Annotated in this window: 12 protein-coding genes and 1 CRISPR repeat array; of the genes, 9 read left to right on the top strand and 3 right to left on the bottom strand. The window is 66.1% G+C overall.

Annotated features, from left to right (window positions below):
* Positions 1–23: 23 nt before the first annotated feature.
* The 4 genes from SALLO_RS0101800 (at position 24) to SALLO_RS0101785 (ending at position 5,285) form a co-directional block, all read left to right on the top strand.
* Positions 24–392 (top strand): hypothetical protein, encoded by a 369-nt coding sequence (locus SALLO_RS0101800; protein WP_022834619.1) that lies wholly within the window; start codon positions 24–26, stop codon positions 390–392.
* A 3-nt stretch (positions 393–395) separates the two neighbouring features.
* Positions 396–1,094: a cell division ATP-binding protein FtsE gene (locus SALLO_RS0101795; protein ID WP_228702756.1), complete on the top strand. Its 699-nt coding sequence runs from the start codon at positions 396–398 to the stop codon at positions 1,092–1,094.
* A gap of 249 nt (positions 1,095–1,343) precedes the next feature.
* Positions 1,344–1,705: a CRISPR direct-repeat array (repeat unit 30 nt; unit sequence CTTTTAATCGCACCTTTGAGGTATTGAAAT).
* Positions 1,706–1,816: 111 nt separating this feature from the next.
* Positions 1,817–4,771 carry a TolB-like translocation protein gene (locus SALLO_RS14520; protein WP_022834617.1) on the top strand — a complete coding sequence of 985 codons (2,955 nt, stop codon included), beginning with the start codon at positions 1,817–1,819 and terminating at the stop codon, positions 4,769–4,771.
* A 133-nt stretch (positions 4,772–4,904) separates the two neighbouring features.
* On the top strand, positions 4,905–5,285 hold the full coding sequence (locus SALLO_RS0101785; protein ID WP_022834616.1) for a hypothetical protein: 381 nt from the start codon (positions 4,905–4,907) through the stop codon (positions 5,283–5,285).
* 87 nt (positions 5,286–5,372) lie between these two features.
* On the opposite strand, the gene SALLO_RS0101780 is transcribed toward SALLO_RS0101785, so the two are convergent.
* Entirely contained in the window at positions 5,373–6,242 is an 870-nt protein-coding gene (locus SALLO_RS0101780; RefSeq protein WP_022834615.1) for a fructosamine kinase family protein, read from the bottom strand.
* A gap of 71 nt (positions 6,243–6,313) precedes the next feature.
* On the opposite strand from SALLO_RS0101780, the gene SALLO_RS14515 reads away from it, so the two are divergent.
* On the top strand, positions 6,314–7,048 hold the full coding sequence (locus SALLO_RS14515) for a methyltransferase domain-containing protein (protein ID WP_022834614.1): 735 nt from the start codon (positions 6,314–6,316) through the stop codon (positions 7,046–7,048).
* On the opposite strand, the gene SALLO_RS14510 is transcribed toward SALLO_RS14515, so the two are convergent.
* Together SALLO_RS14510 and pgm are read right to left on the bottom strand one after the other, a co-directional pair.
* Positions 7,041–9,110: a putative porin gene (locus tag SALLO_RS14510; protein WP_022834613.1), complete on the bottom strand. Its 2,070-nt coding sequence runs from the start codon at positions 9,108–9,110 to the stop codon at positions 7,041–7,043. The genes SALLO_RS14515 and SALLO_RS14510 overlap by 8 nt on opposite strands.
* A 39-nt stretch (positions 9,111–9,149) precedes the next feature.
* A complete protein-coding gene (gene pgm / locus SALLO_RS14505; RefSeq protein WP_022834612.1) occupies positions 9,150–10,808 on the bottom strand; it encodes a phosphoglucomutase (alpha-D-glucose-1,6-bisphosphate-dependent) in 1,659 nt (552 codons plus the stop codon).
* Between the two features lie 625 nt (positions 10,809–11,433).
* Here pgm and SALLO_RS0101760 point away from each other — a divergent pair.
* The 4 genes from SALLO_RS0101760 to SALLO_RS0101745 all read left to right on the top strand — a co-directional run bounded on the left by SALLO_RS0101760 (position 11,434) and on the right by SALLO_RS0101745 (position 17,616).
* Positions 11,434–11,817 carry a hypothetical protein gene (locus SALLO_RS0101760; RefSeq protein WP_022834611.1) on the top strand — a complete coding sequence of 128 codons (384 nt, stop codon included), beginning with the start codon at positions 11,434–11,436 and terminating at the stop codon, positions 11,815–11,817.
* Between the two features lie 13 nt (positions 11,818–11,830).
* Complete coding sequence (locus tag SALLO_RS0101755; RefSeq protein ID WP_157621135.1) at positions 11,831–14,953, top strand: S8 family peptidase; 3,123 nt, start codon at positions 11,831–11,833, stop codon at positions 14,951–14,953.
* A 131-nt stretch (positions 14,954–15,084) separates the two neighbouring features.
* Positions 15,085–16,371 (top strand): amidohydrolase family protein, encoded by a 1,287-nt coding sequence (locus SALLO_RS0101750; RefSeq protein WP_028566789.1) that lies wholly within the window; start codon positions 15,085–15,087, stop codon positions 16,369–16,371.
* A 45-nt stretch (positions 16,372–16,416) separates the two neighbouring features.
* Positions 16,417–17,616 carry an amidohydrolase family protein gene (locus SALLO_RS0101745; RefSeq protein WP_028566788.1) on the top strand — a complete coding sequence of 400 codons (1,200 nt, stop codon included), beginning with the start codon at positions 16,417–16,419 and terminating at the stop codon, positions 17,614–17,616.
* Positions 17,617–17,653: the final 37 nt, after the last annotated feature.

Here is a 17,653-nt window from a genome sequence, read left to right as displayed (position 1 = left end):
TTCTCACTGCTTCCTGTACTGCTATGGCTGCATGGATCTGGGTCCTCATTCCGCTGGCTGCAATCCTCGTCGGCGGGTTTAAGGAGTGGCTGTCCTTTCGGGAAAAGCAACGCCGCCTCGGCTCGTCGACGACCGCGCTCGAAGAAGAACTGGCCGCGCTGCGCGAAACGCTCGACGGCATCGCCGACGAACAGCAGCGCCTCACCACCCGCGTGGAGCACCTCGAAACGATTGTGACGAGCGAGGCCTGGGACCGCAGCCGCGCGGCAGATGCCAACGCGCTCGATGCGCCGTCGCCGCCCCTGCTCGACCTGGAGGCCTCGCCAACGGATGCGCCCGACCCGGAGGCCATCGCCTCACGCATGGCGCGCGCCCTCCATTCCCGCTCGTAACGTTTGCCGCCTTCCGCTGTGATCGACCTCAACCACGTTACGCTCACGTACACCCTGCCCAACGGCACCCCAAAGCGCGTCTTGAACGACGTGTCGCTGCACCTCGACCGGGCCTCGATGGCATACCTGATTGGCCCCACCGGCAGCGGCAAGAGCACCATCCTGCGCATGCTGTACATGGACGTGTTTCCGGAAACCGGCACGGCCAAAATCGGGGACTATCGCTCCGACATGATCGACCCGGGCGACGTACCGATGCTGCGCCGCGAGATTGGCGTCGTGTTTCAGGACTTTCAGCTGCTGCCCGACCGCAGCGCCTACGACAACGTGGCGTTTGCGCTGCAGGTGACGGGCGCGTCGCGCCGTGACGTGAAGGAGCGCACCATGAAGGCGCTGGGCGAGGTGGGCCTCAGCCACAAGCGCAACCACTTTCCGCATGAGTTGTCGGGCGGCGAGCAGCAGCGCGTGGCCATTGCCCGCGCCATTGCCAACGACCCGTGGGTGCTGCTCGCGGATGAGCCGACCGGCAACCTCGACCCCGTGGTGGCCAACGAGATCCACAAGCTGCTGCTGGGCCTGCACCGCCAGGGCATGACCCTGCTGATGGCCACGCACGACTACCGGCTCGTGAAGCAGTTTCCGGCACGTACGCTGGCCATCATGAACGGCCAGGTGGTGGATGTGGACCCCGAGACGCTGTAGGTTATGGGGACGCCGCGGGGCGGGGATTGTCGTCGGCCGGCGGATGGGTGGCGGTGGATTCATCGCGGGCCGCGGGCTTTACGCAAAAAGACGGATGTTAAATGGTTGACATGCAAGAGCTTGCGACAATGTCGTCGTCCCCGGGGGGTTTATGCGCGACCGCCGGGCGACGACATTGCGCCCGAAAAATTCGACGCGCACCCCGCGTTCATTTGCATTTGGCCGGGATCTTTTGCAGCATACGGTAGGCTTTTAATCGCACCTTTGAGGTATTGAAATAATCGTTGTGCGCATCGCACGACCTTCGACGACGACCTTTTAATCGCACCTTTGAGGTATTGAAATTCTCGGTGGGCTGCCCCTCTACGCGGTAGCGATCCACTTTTAATCGCACCTTTGAGGTATTGAAATGGCATGAGTAGCAGCACGCAGGTCACGGAGCGCGTGCTTTTAATCGCACCTTTGAGGTATTGAAATCCAGACGTGAGCTCGATGTCATCACGCTGGAGGCGTGCTTTTAATCGCACCTTTGAGGTATTGAAATTAGCGACTCATGACATCTGTATGACTAGAATGATCGTCTTTTAATCGCACCTTTGAGGTATCAATCACGTTGACGGCCGGGCCTTCGGTGACAGGAGGCGCCGGTCGTTGCTTTTCTGTGGGCTGTCGGGCATCTTGGAAGTCCTTCGGCTCACCTTTTCCCTGACGTTGCCCCTTTCATGCGCTGGGTTTTTCTGCTGCTCCTCCTCTGCGCGTCGGCCGCGCCGGTCCACGCGCAGTCAGCCACCTCGCTGGCGTCTGCAACCTACGGCACCATCTACCGCCCCTCCGCCGTCCACTACCGGGTATTGCCGTACGGCGCGTACAACATCATCTACCAGCGCGGCTACGAAGCGGCCGCGTACCGGTTTGGGCGCATCCTCACGAAAAGCGCCGCCGTCACCGACTCCATCGTGGGCCCGCACCTGGCCCCGCGCGTGCGGATGCCGGTGGTGCTCAATGGCTACAACGACCGCTCAAACGGCTACGTGACGCCGCTTCCATTTAAGCAGGAGATTGAAATTCCCAGCATTCAGGGCAGCCCCATCCCGCTGCGCTATTCGTCGTGGCCCGCGGCGGTCGCGCCCCACGAGCAGGTGCACGCCGCTCATGCCGAGATCAACGCGCCCGTGGGCGTGGGCTCGGTGGTGCGCTGGCTGGGCCCCGACTGGGCGCGGGCGTACAACCTCTCGGTGCCCAACGGATGGACCGAGGGCCTGGCGGTGTACCGCGAAAGCATGTTTGAGGCGGGCGCCGGACGCCTCAACGAGCCGCTCTTTACCGCCCGCTTTTGGGCAAAGATGGCCTCGGAGGATCCGTGGAGCGTCACCCAATTTCTGGAATCGCCGACTTACACCCAACCGTTCGACCGCCATTACCTGGCCGGCAGCTTCATGATGCGCCACCTGGCCCGGCGTAACGATACGGCGTGGCCCGAGGTCTTTTGGGACGCGGCCGCCTTCCAAAACCGCATGCCATTTCTGGGAACCGGCGTGACGCTGTGGCACGCCACCGGCGACCGGCCCTACGTGCTGGAGGATTCGCTGCAGACGGTGTACACGCAGGCGGCGGCCGAGCGGCTGGAACGCCTCGGCCCGTTTACCGCGCGCACCGTCATCGACGGCAAGCGAGGGCTGAACTACCGGCGGCCGTACTGGCTGGACAACCGCACGCTGGTGGCTTACGCCCGCGGGTACGATGTGCGCCCCGGGTTTTACCGCATCGACGCCCGCACCGGCGCCCGCTCGCGCATCAACGCCGAAGCCATCACCGGCGACTACGCCTACCGCCTGTCGGCCGACTCCTCGGCGCTGCTCGCCAGCCGCTACGTGCCCGACCCGATTGTGCCCACGCAAGCGATTGCAGACGCCTACCGCCTCGATGTGTCCACGGGCCGCGCGCAGCGCCTCACCAACGGCGCCCGCGTCTTTGCGCCCGTCGATGCCCCCAACGGCGCCCGCTGGGCCATCCAAACGGACGGTTCGTACACGCAGTGGGTGCGCATCACCGCGGGCGGCGTGACGCCGCTCACCGATTTTGTCAACAGCCGCTTTCAGCAGATCGCCCCCGCCCCGCACAGCGACCGCGTGGCCGTGCTGCTCAACGTGAAGGGCGATCAGCGCATCTACCACGGGCGCGTCACCGGCGACCGCGCCACCCTGCGGCCCTGGATCGGCTTTGCCGACGCGGTGATCTACGATGTGGCCTGGGGCCCCGCAGGCCGCTACCTGCTCTTCTCGTCCGATGCGCAACGCGACGTCGTGAACGCGTACGCCTTCGACACCCAAACGGAGACCTGCTACCGGCTTACCAACGTGCCGTACGTTGCCCGCGAGCCCGCGCTCTCGCCCGACGGCCAGACGTTGGCGTATGTGGAGTACCGCAACGAGCGCCGCGTGCTGGTGCGGCAGCCGTTCAACATCGAGGAGGCCACGCCCGTGCCATCGGTGCAGGTGGGCAAAGCCGCGGGCCTTCCGCGCCTGCGGCGCACCCCGCTCGATGACCCGCCGCCCCAAGCAACGGTCGGATCGGCCACCGACTACCAACCGCTTCAGCACCTGGCCCCGCGTCTCATTGAACCCATCGTGCGGTTTGGCGAGGACAGCGTTGTCGAGGAAGCCCTGAACGAGGATAGCTTCGACAGCGCGCTGGGCTTGGGCGTTGGCGTTGGCATTGCGGGGGCCGATCCCCTGCAGCAGGTGGCCTACAGCGCTGAAAGCTATGTCCAGAACGGCCGCCTCTGGGGCGAAGCCCGCGTAGAAACCGGAGCCTGGGCGCTGCGGCCGCGCCTGTTTGCCTACAACCGGCCGTTCGCAACGCCCGTGCAACTCCAATCCAGCAGCGCGCTCCTAACGGTGCCCGCGGTGGCCGAGGAGTTTGGCGTTGGCGCCGGCCTGCGGCTGCCCATCACGCTGCAATCCAACGTGTACCAATCGGTGCTCAACCTGGGGGTCGACGCCGAGTACAGTGGCGTGCGCCTCCGGGATGTCGACGAGCCGCCGTTCGTGCAGCTGCGCGACGAGACGACGCCGTTCACCACCCGCCTGATGGTGGAGCCGCGCGCCACGCTGGGCCTGCGCCTGCAGCAAAACCCGCGCGACCTGATTCCGAACACCGGCGTGGTGCTTAGCAGCAGCGCCACCCTCGAAGCCTGGTCCGAGACCGCCGCCCGGCACGCGCTTATCACCGAAGCGCGCGTGTACCTGCCGTGGCTGCGCGCCATCAACGGCGGACTGGCGCTTGAGGGCGGGCTGCTCACCCAAAACCGCGGCGGCATCTACGACCTCGACACGTTTGTGCCGCGCGCCTTCAGCGAGCGTCTGTTCCTGGGCAGCGGAACCTTTGTGCGCCTCGGGGCCGAGTACGTTCAGCCCTTCGCGTTTATCGACGACGGCTTCTCGCTCTTTCCGCTCTACTTCGAAGCGCTCTACGGCTACGCCTTTGGGCAAACCTTGCGCGGCGTGGGCGACGCGTCGTTTTTCGCACAAGCCCTCCCGCAGCCCATCGCGCAGGCCCATTCGGTGGGCGGTGGCCTGGGGCTGGAGTTCCGGTTCTTCTACGTCTTTAACATCGACTTGCGCCTGGGCGTCGCGTACCGCTCCACCGACCAGGACTATTCGTTCGTCGGCCGATAGGGCAGATGGAAATTGTGCGCATATTGGCATATCCCCTTTCATCTGTAGCTGCTGCACCACGTGTGGGGAATCTACCGGCGGTCTGGTGGGTTAAGGCACCGCACATATTCTTGCGGATCCCCAACCTGCTGCTATGGAAAAGCTGACGTGCAAGACCTGCGGGTGCCAAAGCTTGCAACCCATGCAAGTGGTGCTCGATGATGAAGACGACGACCTGTCGCTGCTTGGCGGTGAGCAGGAATCTCGGTTTTACAGCTGCCAGGTATGCGGCGACAACTGGCTGTCGGTGAAGGAGAAGACGACCGACGGCGCATGCACCATCACGTTTGTGCACCAGATGGGCACCGCGCCCGTCCTGAAGCGCATCGCGCACATGGACAACGCCATCGTGGTTGAGACCGACAACGTCGACGAATGGGAGTATTACGTGGACGAGGAGCGGGTGGACGAAAGCGACTGGCGCGAGGAGCTCTCGGACCGCCGCGATCTCTTGCGGGCTACGTGCACGAACTGATGATCGGGCGTTGTTTTGCTACGGCGCGGGCCGTCCGGCATTGGCGCCGGGCGGCCTTTCGTATGTAAGTGCGCAGCGCCGCTGCGCTCACTCAAACCGTTGAAGGATGCGAGCCACGCGGGCCGCGTACGACGTGCCAAAGTGGTTTAAGTGGTTGATGAGGTGATACAGGTTGTAGATGGGTCGCTGCTGGGCATACGCATCGCGCAGCGGCCACGCCGCGTTGTACGCCTCGTAGAAACGCGCCTCGAACCCGCCAAAGAGCTCCGTCATGGCCACATCCGCCGCCCGGTGGCCGTGATAGACCGCCGGGTCGATGAGGGCCGCCCGGCCGTCGGCCGTAGCCAGCACGTTGCCGCTCCACAAGTCGCCATGCAACCGCGACGGCGGCGGGTCGAACGGCAGCAGCTCCGGCAAGCGCCGGTAGAGCGCATCGAGCGGAGCGTCCCAGGCGGCCTGCCATCGTCCGTTGGCGCGGGCGCGCTGCACCTGCGGGGCCAGGCGGGCCGTGCGGAAAAACGCGGGCCAGTCGTCCTTTGACGGATTGGCCTGCGGCAGCCGTCCGATGACGTTGTCGGGATGGTCGCCGTAAGCCGCGCCCGTGACGCGGTGCAGTTGCGCAAGTCCTTCGCCAAGGGCCGTCCAAAAGGCCTCCGTTTTAGGGCCGGGCTCGATCCACGAAAGCACCAGGTAGCCGGGCCGCTCGGGCGTCGCCGCATCCTGCGCGATCACCTCTGGAATGACGAGGGCATCGGCCGCAGCCAGGGCCCGAAGGCCGCGCGCCTCGGCGGGAAACGTGCGGGCCACCTCTGCCTCGCCGTACTTCAGAAAGAAGCGGCCCGCGGCGGTGTCAAGCCGCGTGGCATGGGCAATGCAGCCGCCCCCCACGGCCGTAGCCGACTGGAGCGGGGTGCCAAGGGTCTGTTCGAGCGTAGCGCGCAGCGCGTCAGGAAGCATAGGGGCACGGTTGGTTCGCATGGGCGTTGGCTGTATGCAATCGCTGACACCGCCCCAGGGTTTTCTGCCACATGGACCGCTCGCGCCGCCTACACGTCGACGAACAGATGGACGACTTTTCGATCACCGACGAGCGGCTGACGGGCGCGCTGGCCAACCTGCGGTGGACCAACCGGCTCCTGGGCGGCTACCGCGCCTCCGACGCCCGCTTCGATCCGCTCCTCAAGCAGCGGCGCACCCTGCACGTGCTGGATGTGGGCACCGGCGGCGCCGACTACCTCGCCCACCTCGTAGCCCGCGGCGCGCGCTTCGGGTGCACGGTGACGGCCGCGGGCGTCGATGCCAACCCCGCCACGGTGGCCTACGCCCGCCGCTGGCTCGATGCGCACCTTTCCGCCGCCCACCGCGGCCGCGTCACGATGCATGTGGGCGACGCGCGGGCCCTTCCCCTCGACGACGGCGCGTGCGACGTGGCGCATGCCAGTCTCTTTCTGCATCATTTTTACGGAGACGAGCTGCGGGAGGTGCTTGCGGAAATGGATCGCACGGCCCGCCTCGGCCTGATCGTCAACGACCTGCACCGGCATCCGATAGCCTACTGGGGCATCCGCCTGCTGGCGGCCGTGCTGCCCGTCTCGTCCATGTACCGGCACGACGCGCCCGCCTCGGTGGCCCGCGGCTTTACGCGCGCCGAGCTGCAGCAGTGGGCCCGTGCGGCCGGCCTCGGACCGGCCCATGTGCGCTGGCACTGGGCGTTTCGGTGGACGCTTGCCACGCGGGCCGCGGCCGGCGTGGGCGTCAGTTGAGGATGGGCCAGTGCACGCCAAACCGAAAGAGCTGCGGCGGCAGCGGATACACGGGTGCGATGAGCGCGCCGGGTTGCACGGGCGTGCCGCCGGCGGCGTGCTCGTACGAGAAGAACAGCTTGGCGCCACGCAGAATGATTTCGGCCTGCACATCTACCACCCCCAAGGGGCCGTACGACAGCAACGGCGAGGGCGGCACCGGCGTTTGCGGTTGCGGCACGGCCAGCAGGCCCGTCGGCGGATGAAAGTCGCGGCTTTGGAACGCCGTCCACCCGCGGCCCGCCACATACAGATCCACGTAGAGGTCATCAAACGCAATGAAGCGCGCCCCCAGCCGGCCACGGCCAAACAGCGTCGGCACCGTGTTGGCGATGCGGGCGTGGAGCGGCGTCTCGGTTGCATTCAGCACCTGCACGGCCGTGCCCTCGGCGATGGCGTAGAGGCCGCGCCGGGCCTCCGAGCGCCACGTGAGGCGTCCGGTCGCCCCCACGCGCTGCAGCGGCGCAGCGAGCTGACGCGCCGCGATGGTGGTGGTATCGCCCGTGGCAAAGTAGTCGACCAGGCGGGTGTGGAGCTGCGCAAAGCCCTGCAGGCGTAGCGAGAACGGTCCGAAGCGCGCGCGGGCCCCGAGCGTGGCGCCCACACTTCGTGGCGTGCCGAGGGGTCCAGCAAGCGGCTGCGTGAACGGCCCAAACGCCTCCTGCGCCGTACGCCCCAGCGGCTGCCCGCTCAGGCGCACCTGCGCCCACGGCCGCACCCACCCGTCGGCGCGCGCGATGCGCACGTGGCCCGTAGGCATCCACCGCCCCGGCGCCCAGCGTCCGCCCACGTGCCCCGACAGCGCATACGCCCCGACGCGGAGCGAATCGGACAGCCGAGCGCTTACAAAAGAATCGGTCGTTGGCGCCATCACCGTATCGCCGCGCACCTGCGGCCGCACCGTGCTGCGCACCTGCAGCGCCAGGTGGTGCCGCCCCAGGTGCCAGGGCTGGGCCAGCGCCGCGTGGTAGCCTTTCGTTTTGACGCGCCACGCCGGCGACTGCCGGTCGGGGTAATACGTGTACGTGTGGCTCGTCCACCCCACGCGCGCCGTCAACGGCGCCTGATCCGCACGCCACCACCAGCGCACCGCGCCCACCAGGTCGTTGCGCAGCGTTTGCTGCTGCTGGCCGCTGTTGAGGACGTTTGCAATGAGCGGCTGGTAGATGGACGGAAAGAACGACGGCACCGGCGGCACCACCCCGTCGTGCATCTCCACCCGCAGGCGCGTCGCGTAGTCCGTGAGGGAGACGCTCAGCCGCGGCATCCGGTAGCGGATGCGCCCAAACAGGCGACGCGTGCGCTCTTGTGCGCTGCTCGAATAGGGGCCGTTGGCCCCGCGCCCGCCAAAGCCGCCCGTAACCTGAAGCACGCCGCCGCGCCCCCACCAGTTGAGCCGGTGTTGTTGGCTGTGCAGCACCTCCACCGCCTGCAGGCCGTTGCTATCGCGCCAGTAGCGGATTTCGGTGAGGGGCCGCTTTTCGGAATAAGGCCGCCAGGCCGTCTCCACGCCCAGCCACGCCCCAAAGCCCGCGGCGGTGGTGCGGGGGCGCCGCAGAAACGACGGCGGCAACAGGTCGTAGCGCGGGCGCCCGGTGATCGGGCTGACGTAGGGCACCCCGTTGAGCCAAAGCTGCGGCCGGTTGGGACTCAGGCCGTTGGGGCTCCACCCGTGTGGCCAGCCTTCGTTCCCCAAATCGTACAGGAACGACCCCGCCCGCCGCGCGAGCACGTGCGAGACGTCGGTGATGGGCAAACGCGCCGGCAGCGAATCGATGACCGGACGCCCCGGCGGAGGCCCCGGAAACGACAGCGGCACCTGCAACGAATCGGGGCGGCGGGCCGCACGCTGCACGCTATCGGCCTGTAGCGAGTCGGTGACCGGTGCATCGGACCGTAGCGAATCAGCCACCACCCGTAGCGAATCCCTCTGCTGTGTGGTGTCGGGCACCTGCGCCCACACGCGCGGCGCAAGCACCGCCCACACCACCCATCCCAGCCACCAGTACCGACGCGTGCGCATTGAACAAATCAGCCGTTGGAGAACGAGCGGGCCGCGGGGCTATGCCGCAGCAGACGCGTCATCGAAGGCCCGCTGCACCAGGGCGCGGGCGCCGTCGAGAAGCGCCTGCAGGTGCTCCTCCCCCTGAAAGCTCTCCGCATACAACTTGTAGACGTCTTCCGTCCCCGACGGCCGCGCCAGGAACCACCCGCTGCCCGTTTCCACCTTGAGTCCGCCAATGGGCGCATCGTTGCCCGGCGCGCGGGTGCGTACCGCCGTGATGGGTTCGCCCGCCAGCTCGTCCTGCGTCACCTGATCGGTGGAGAGCTGCTTGAGGACGCGCTTTTGCGTGCGCGTAGCCGGCGCCTCGACCCGCTCGTACGACGGCGCACCATAGATGGCTGTCAGCGCGTCGTAGCGTTCGGCCGGATCTTGCCCCTGTTTGGCCGTAATTTCTGCGGCCAGCAGGCATGCGATGATGCCATCCTTGTCGGTGCTCCACACCGTGCCATCGGTGCGCAGGAACGACGCCCCGGCGCTCTCTTCCCCCACGAAGCCCAGCGTTTCGTCGGCGAGGCCCTCCACGAACCACTTAAAGCCGACCGGCACCTCGGTGATGGAGCGGTCGTGGGCGGCGGCGATGCGGTCGAGCAGGCGGGTGGTCACGACCGTTTTGCCCACGCCCACGCGCGGGCCCCAGTGGGAGCGATCGGCCAGGAGCGCATCGAGCATGACCGCGAGATACGCATTCGGCTGCATGAGGCCATCGCTGCCCGTCACGATGCCGTGGCGGTCGTGGTCGGTATCGCAAGCAAAGGCCACGTCGTAGCGGTCCTTGAGCGCAATGAGCGACTGCATGGCGTAGGGCGACGACGGATCCATGCGGATGGAGCCGTCCCAGTCGAGCGTCATGAACCGAAAGGTCGGATCGACGTCGGTGCGCAGCACCTCCAACGGCAGGTTGTAGTGCTCGGCGATGGCGCCCCAGTAGTCGACCCCGGCACCGCCCAGCGGATCGACCGCCAGCGACAGCCCCGAGGTGCGGATCGCCTCCATGTCGATGATGGCGTCGAGGTCGCGCACGTAACGGCCCATGTAGTCAAACGTGTGCGTGGTGTCGGCGCGGCGGGCGGCCTCTTGGCCGTGCCGCTGCACGCCCGCAAGGTCCTGCTCCAACAAATCGTTGGCGCGGGCTTCGATCCAGGACGTCACCTCGGGACCGGCCGGGCCGCCGGTGGGCGGGTTGTACTTGATGCCACCGTCGGCCGGCGGGTTGTGCGACGGCGTGATGATGACACCATCGGCCGTGCCGCCCTGCGCTGAGCGGTTGTGGCTGAGGATGGCGTGCGAGACCGCCGGGGTGGGCGTAACGCCGTCATCGGCCGCCACCATCACGTCGAGGCCGTGGGCCGCGAACACCTCCAGGCATGTGGCATGCGCGAGCGGCGAGAGGGCGTGCGTATCCATCCCCAAAAAGAGCGGGCCGTCGATGTTGGCCTGCGCGCGGTACTCGGCAATGGCTTGCGCGATGGCCAGGATGTGCGCTTCGTTGAACGTGGCGTTGAAGGCGCTGCCCCGATGCCCCGAGGTGCCAAACGACACGCGCTCGGCCGGCACCGTAGGATCGGGCGCAAGCTCCTGATACGCCGCCAAGAGCTTTGGAACGTCGAGCAAAACCTCGTCGGGCGCCGGCTGGCCGGCCAATTCGTGGATGGGCATGAGGAACAGACGGTTGGTGAGCGGTGCGCGTACATCCGAAACGGCACAGATGCGTGTCTCCTTATCGACCGGCGCGGACGGTGTTGCAAACGCTGGAAAATGGACCGATTGTACCGCAATGCTTGTGGGATGCCCGGCAGGGCCTACGCGTTTCTTTCTGTACCTTCGCCCTCCGCGTCGCTCGCATGCGTACCAGTGGCATGACCAAGGCCCCACGTCATTCACATGCGTTCATTCCTCGCGATGACAAGGAGCGTACTGCTTTTTTGTGCGTTGGGCGTGCAGTTGACCAAACCCACCCGAATGTCCAATTGAACCATCGACGTTTGAGCCCTCACCTAACTATTCATGTCATTGCGAGCGAACGAAGTGAGCGTGGCAATCTCCGCAAACGAGCAGGAACGCACCATGCGATGAAAACGAGGTTGGGGCCTTTAGGTCATTCCGGAGGGGAAGCCGTAGGTCATGGCTTTGGTACGTGGCAATCTCCCCAAGCGAGCAAAAACCTGCCGCACATTGGTGCGATTGCCCTGCCTACAGAACCTGCACGTTGCATTTGCGTGACGATTTCAGTAGTTAGATGAACCCGACGCTCATCCCATGCCCCATCCACCGCCAGACGCACATGACCGCACACAGCTACATCTTATTTTTTAGCGGGCTGCTGGTCGTGGCCCTTGCGGTGGGCGGGTGCGCCAACTCCTCCTCGCTGACGGCCGCCGAGCGCGCCAAGTTGAGTCCGGCGCTGCAGGCCATCGTTCAGGGCCAGGTCCCGCAACGACCGGGCGTAGCGCCGGTGGCAACGCGACCGGATGGCACGCCGGTGTACGCCGTCATCGTGCGCACCACCGATCCGGTGGCCCTGCGCAACAGCGATCTGGCGTGGAATACGGTGCGCGGGCGCATTGCGACGGCTCGTTTTACGCCCGATGAGATCCGGCAAGCCGTGCGCCTGCCGGCCGTCGAGTCGATCGAACTGAGCGGTACCGCATCCCCAGCCTCCAACTAAACACGTACGTACCGTGAATCGTCTGTTTTCTCTTTGTTGTGCGTTCCTTCTCGCGGGCCTCGCCGTGACGCCCGTTCATGCCCAAGATCGGCCGTTGACCGCCGCCGAGCGCCAAAAGCTCGACGGTGCCTTCCAGATGCTCCTGTCGACGCCCGCGCCGGCTCCGATGGCCAAACGCAGCGCCCGCGCCCTTCCGTTGCCCGTGCTTGAGGCAACCGCCGTCACCCACGGCGGCACGGTGCGCTTTCCCGCCATCGTCCATACCACCAACGTCACTGCGCTGCGACAGGCCGGGATTTCGGTGGGAAGCGTCTTTGCGGGCCGGGCTACGGTGCGGGCCACGCGCCGTGAGCTGCGCACGCTCGCCGGCCTTTCGGCGGTGCGCCGCATCGAAACGGCAACCATGGCCCACTCGCACAACGACGAAACCGCTCGCGAGGTGGGAGCACGCACGCTCAACAACGGCGCGGTGAACAACACGGCCTACCAGGGCGCAGGCGTCATCACCTGCGTTATCGACTCGGGCATTGACTATGACCACGGCGACTTCGTGGATGCCAACGGCGATACGCGCATTCTCTTCCTGTGGGATCAGACCGCGAGTACCACAACCACTCCGGCCGATCGGGATGCAAGCTTCAGCGGGCTGGATTACGGCGCGGAGTATACCGCGGCAGACATCAACGCGGGCACCGTCAGTGCGACGGATACCGATGGCCACGGCACGCATGTAGCCGGCACCGCGGCCAGCAGCGGATACGCGCTTGTAAACAGCGGCGCGCAGGCGACGCCCGAGCATCGCGGCATGGCCCCAAAGGCCGACATTGTCGTGGTCAAAGCGGGCAACGGCTCCTTTCCCAACACTAATATCATTGACGGCATGACCTACTGCGGGCAGGTCGCAGCCAATCAGAACAAGCCCGTCGTGGTAAACATGAGCCTCGGGTCGCAGGGCGGCCCGCACGACGGCACGAGCGCGCTCGACCTGGCCGTTGATGCCTTCACCGACGGAACGCCCAACGACGGATCGCCTGATCCCGGCACGGCTCCGAATCGTGTGGCCGTCGTGTCGGCCGGGAACGATGGCGGGAGCAGCATCCACGTGTCGGGCTCCCTTGGGGCCGGCGCTACCGCCAACGAACCCTGGACGGTTGGCGAATACACGCCCAAAAGCGGCGCACCGAACGATTATTTTCTCACCGAATACTGGCTCGACGGCAACGGCCCGCTCACCATCACGGTCACCGCGCCCAACGGCACCGATCAACTGGCCCTTTCAGCAAGCGGCACGGGCCCCCAGGCGGTGGGTGACTCCACCGGATCCGGCATCATTTACATCGAAAGCGGTGTTGATGGCGATAACAACGATCGGTACGTGTCGGTGATAGTCTATGACATAGTCTATGACGAGGTACAAGGCGCAAACCAAGTGGCCCCCGCGGAAGGGCAATGGAGCATCCAGCTTACCAACAACGGCACTGCCTCCACGGGCTACCACGGCTGGACCACCGCAACGCAGACGCTGACGGGGAGCTTCGATAACGGCAACGGGCAGTACACCATTGGTACGCCCGGCAGCGCAGCCGGCGCCATTACGGTAGGGGCGCACGTCCACCGCTGGCGGTGGACGTCCACCGACGGCTCCTCCCTTGGCTATGATCAGTCGTTCGACCTCCGCGACGACATTGCGCCATTCAGCAGTATCGGACCGCTGCGCGATGGCGCGCTAAAGCCCGACCTTACCGCGCCCGGCATGGGTACGGTATCGGCCTATTCGCAAGACATGAGCAACGTATCATCTCTCCGAATCATTGATCAGGACGGCTTGCACCGTCTAAGCCAGGGCACGAGCATGTCGGCGCCAGCGGTGGCAGGATCGGTGGCGCTGCTCTTGGAAGCAGCCATGCAAGCCGGCCAGTCGCTTACGGCCAACGAGGTGCGCACGTATTTGACGGATGCCGCCGATACGGACACCTACACCACGCAATATGGCGCGATGCCGAATCCGGTGTTTGGGCATGGGAAGTTGGACATCCTGGAAGCCGTTACCAATTTCTTAGGCGGCTCCGCACAGCGCGAATACCTGATCTATCACGATCCGTACACCCTTAGTGAGCTTACGGGTCACACGCTGGGTGGCACCGGCGCCGAACGTCTCGCCCTTCGGTTTACGCCCTCCATCAGCGGGGTCGTGACGGGTGCGCTGCTCACGCCTGGCCCGGCGGGCTCCATTCAACTTACGCAGCCGCTCAACGTGGAGGTCTGGTCGAGCTCCAGCGCGGGCCTGCCCGACACGAAGCTGGGCGCAACCACGGTGCCGCCCGAGCAGCTTACGGCCTTTGGCCCCAACAGCGTAGATCTCGTGCCCACCGGCGTACAGGTGCAAGCCAACACCGATTATTTCGTGGTGTTAACGCCGAGCGGACCGGGCTCGCTCACCATGCAAGGCGAAGCCGCCGGAAGCACCAGCGGGCGCAGCGGCTCGTTCGATGGTACGTCATGGTCACCGCTGGCTGCCGACCTGATCCTGCGTCCGCAGATTGCTGCCACCAGCGGCATCGCCTCGGCCCTGCCGGTCGAGCTTGTGGCCTTTAACGCCGTTTCGACGGCCAACGGCGCCCGCCTGTCGTGGCGCACGGCCAGCGAGACCAACAACGCGGGCTTTTACGTCGACCACAAGGCCCCCACGGCCGAGGCCTTCACCAACCTGTCGTTTGTCGCGGGCGCCGGGACGGCCTCTGCTCCGCAGACGTACCAGTTTGCCGTGGCCGACCTCGCGCCGGGCACGCACACCTTCCGCCTCCGCCAGAAAGATGTGGACGGCACCTCCACCGACCAGTGGACAACCACCGTCACGATTGATCTGCGCGACGCCTTTCGCCTCTCCAAGGTGGCCCCCAACCCGCTGACGCGCAGCGGCCGGGCTACGCTGTACGTGCAACAACGCCAGAAGGTAACGGCTGCGCTGTACAACGTGCTGGGCCAACGCGTTCGGGTGCTGCACGACGGGGCCGTGCCGCCGAAACAGGCGCTTCACCTGCCCATTGCGGCCGACCAGCTGGCGAGTGGCATGTACTTCCTCCGCGTGCGCGGCGAGCGCTTCCAGGCCACGCAAAAGGTGATGATTGTCCGCTGATCGCGCCAACACGTCCACTTACATCATCAAGGGCAACGCCTGCTGCGCACCCCGCGGCAGGCGTTGCGTCTGTAGAAGCGCTTTCGTAGTTTGAGCGCTCCCACGCCTGTTCGTCCAATCCCGCACCGCTTATGCGCCGTCGTCTCCTCGCTGTCCTTCTCGCCCTTGTGTGGATCGCGCCCGCCGCGCATGCCCAAGAGGCCCCGCATGCGTTTGTGGGCGCCCGGATCGTCCCCATCGCCAGCGCGCCCATCCCCGAGGGCGTGCTCATCGTTCAGAACGGGCTGATCCAGGCCGTGGGCACCGCCGACGCGGTGGCCATTCCCGACGACGCCGTACGCCACGACGTGCGCGGCAAGGTCATCATGCCGGGGCTTGTGGATACGCACTCGCACGTGGGCAGCGTAAGCGGCGGCGACCGGTCGGCCGCCTTGCACCCCGCCGTGCGCACGCTCGACGCGATTAATGTGCGCGACCCGTCGATGATGCGCGCGCGAGCCGGCGGCATCACCACGGTGAACGTGATGAGCGGCTCCGGCCACCTCATGAGCGGGCAAACGACCTACCTGAAGCTCCGAAGCGGCGGCACCATCGACGACCTGATGGTGTGCGACAACCCGCAAACCGACATCTGCGGCGGTATGAAAATGGCCAACGGCACCAATCCGCAGGGCGACCCGCCGTTTCCGGGAACGCGCGCGAAGGCCGCCGCCAAGGCGCGCGCGCTCTTCTTGAAGGCGCAGCAGTACCGCGCCAAGCTGCAATCGGACGACCCGCCGAAGCGCGACTTGCAAATGGAAGCCCTCGTAGAGGTGCTGGAAGGCAAACGCACGGTCCACTTCCACACCCACCGCCATGACGACATCATGACGGCCATTCGGCTCAGTCAGGAGTTTGACTTCGAGCTGGTGCTGCACCACGTGAGCGAAGGGTGGAAGGTGGCCGACGAGATTGCCGCCGCCAACGTGCCGGCATCCATCATCGTGATCGACGCGCCGGGCGGCAAGCACGAAGCCGACGAGCTGGTGTACCGGACGGGGGCCGTGTTGGAAGACGCCGGAGCGCTTGTGGCGTACCACACCGACGACCCCATCACCGATTCGCGCTGGTTCCTACGGTCGGCCGCTTTCGGCGTGCGCGCCGGCATGTCGCGGGCCACGGCCCTCCGCTCCCTCACCATCAACGGCGCCAAGATGCTCAACATGGCCGACAACGTGGGCACGCTGGAGCAGGGCAAGGATGCCGACTTCATCGTGCTCTCCGGCGATCCGCTCAGCGTGTACACCAACGTGGAGCAGACATGGGTGGAAGGGCAGAAGGTGTTTGACCTCAGCAACCCTGCCCACCGGAAGTACGCCACGGGCGGCTATCGTGTGTTTGAGGGCACCATGCACCACATTCACGGCCTCACCGAATAGCGCGCCCCGCCCGTCGCCCCTCTCACTACCAACCGTTGTCTGCTTATGCGTCGCCTTCTTTCATTTGTTGCACTCCTCCTTGGCCTCGGGGTGTGCCTTCCGGCTGCAACCCATGCCCAACTGGCCATCCGTGCCGATACGCTCTACACCATGACCGGCCCGCCCATCGTAAACGGCGTCGTGGTGGTTGACGGAACAACCATTGCCGCCGTCGGCCCCGCCGGGGAGGTTTCCATCCCGGCCGGCGCGCGCGTTCTCGAAACGTCGGTGCTCACGCCCGGCTTCGTGGATGCCCATGCCACCGTGGGCCTCTCGGGCCTCTACAACGTACCGGCCGACCAGGACCAGCTCGACACTTCGGCCCCCATCCAGCCGCACCTGCGCGCCTTCGATGCCTACAACCCGCGCGAACAGCTCGTGCACTTTGTGCGCAACCTCGGCGTCACCACGGTTAACAGCGGCCACGCACCCGGCGCGCTCATCAGCGGCCAAACGGCCACGTTCAAGACGCACGGCGAAACCATCGGCGACGTGCTGGTCGACTCGATGACCACCGTCGCCATGACCCTCGGCCCTGCCGTAAGCGAGCACTTCAAGAGCCCCGGCACCCGGGCCAAAGGCATGGCCATGCTGCGCGCCAAGTTTCTGGAGGCGCAGCAGTACATGGCCAACGACGACGCCACGCCCACGCTGGAGATGGAAGCCCTGGCGAAGGTGCTGCGCGGCGAGGTGCCCGCCCTGATTACCGCCCACCGGGCGCACGACATTCAGGCGGCGCTACGGCTAGCTGAGGCGTTTGACTTCAACCTTATCCTCGATGGCGCCGCCGAAGCGTACCTGCTTACCGACGAGATCAAGGCCGCCGGGGCGCCGGTCATCTTGCACCCCACCATGATTCGTCCGTTTGGATCGGCCAAGAACGCTGCCGTCACCACCGCCGCCACGCTGTACGAGGCCGGCATTCCGTTTGCCATTCAGAGCGGGTACGAAGCCTACGTCCCCAAGACGCGTGTGGTGCTCTACGAAGCCGCCATGGCTGCCGCCTACGGGCTCCCGCGCCAGGCTGCCCTGGCCAGCATCACCCGAAGCGCCGCCAACATCATTGGCATGGGCGACCGGGTGGGGCGCATTGCCCCGGGGCTAGACGCCGACCTTGTGCTCTTTGACGGCGACCCGCTGAGCTACACCAGCCATGCCTGCACGGTCATCGTAAACGGCGCCATCGCCAACGAAACCTGCGACTGATTCTGCTGCGCCCACGCTTTGCTCATTCACCCATTCC

Source organism: Salisaeta longa DSM 21114, assembly GCF_000419585.1.
Lineage (GTDB): Bacteria > Bacteroidota > Rhodothermia > Rhodothermales > Salinibacteraceae > Salisaeta > Salisaeta longa.
The sequence above is the reverse complement of the archived record's forward strand: the minus strand, read 5'-3'. Positions and strand labels throughout refer to the sequence as shown.

Excerpts from the sequence above, each read along its gene's own strand:
- SALLO_RS0101800 (WP_022834619.1), top strand. The coding sequence starts at position 24 with ATGGCTGCATGGATCTGGGTCCTCATTCCGCTGGCTGCAATCCTCGTC.
- SALLO_RS14520 (WP_022834617.1), top strand. The coding sequence starts at position 1,817 with ATGCGCTGGGTTTTTCTGCTGCTCCTCCTCTGCGCGTCGGCCGCGCCG.
- SALLO_RS0101785 (WP_022834616.1), top strand. The coding sequence starts at position 4,905 with ATGGAAAAGCTGACGTGCAAGACCTGCGGGTGCCAAAGCTTGCAACCC.
- SALLO_RS0101780 (WP_022834615.1), bottom strand. The coding sequence starts at position 6,242 with ATGCTTCCTGACGCGCTGCGCGCTACGCTCGAACAGACCCTTGGCACC.
- SALLO_RS14515 (WP_022834614.1), top strand. The coding sequence starts at position 6,314 with ATGGACCGCTCGCGCCGCCTACACGTCGACGAACAGATGGACGACTTT.
- SALLO_RS14510 (WP_022834613.1), bottom strand. The coding sequence starts at position 9,110 with ATGCGCACGCGTCGGTACTGGTGGCTGGGATGGGTGGTGTGGGCGGTG.
- pgm (WP_022834612.1), bottom strand. The coding sequence starts at position 10,808 with ATGCCCATCCACGAATTGGCCGGCCAGCCGGCGCCCGACGAGGTTTTG.
- SALLO_RS0101760 (WP_022834611.1), top strand. The coding sequence starts at position 11,434 with ATGACCGCACACAGCTACATCTTATTTTTTAGCGGGCTGCTGGTCGTG.
- SALLO_RS0101750 (WP_028566789.1), top strand. The coding sequence starts at position 15,085 with ATGCGCCGTCGTCTCCTCGCTGTCCTTCTCGCCCTTGTGTGGATCGCG.
- SALLO_RS0101745 (WP_028566788.1), top strand. The coding sequence starts at position 16,417 with ATGCGTCGCCTTCTTTCATTTGTTGCACTCCTCCTTGGCCTCGGGGTG.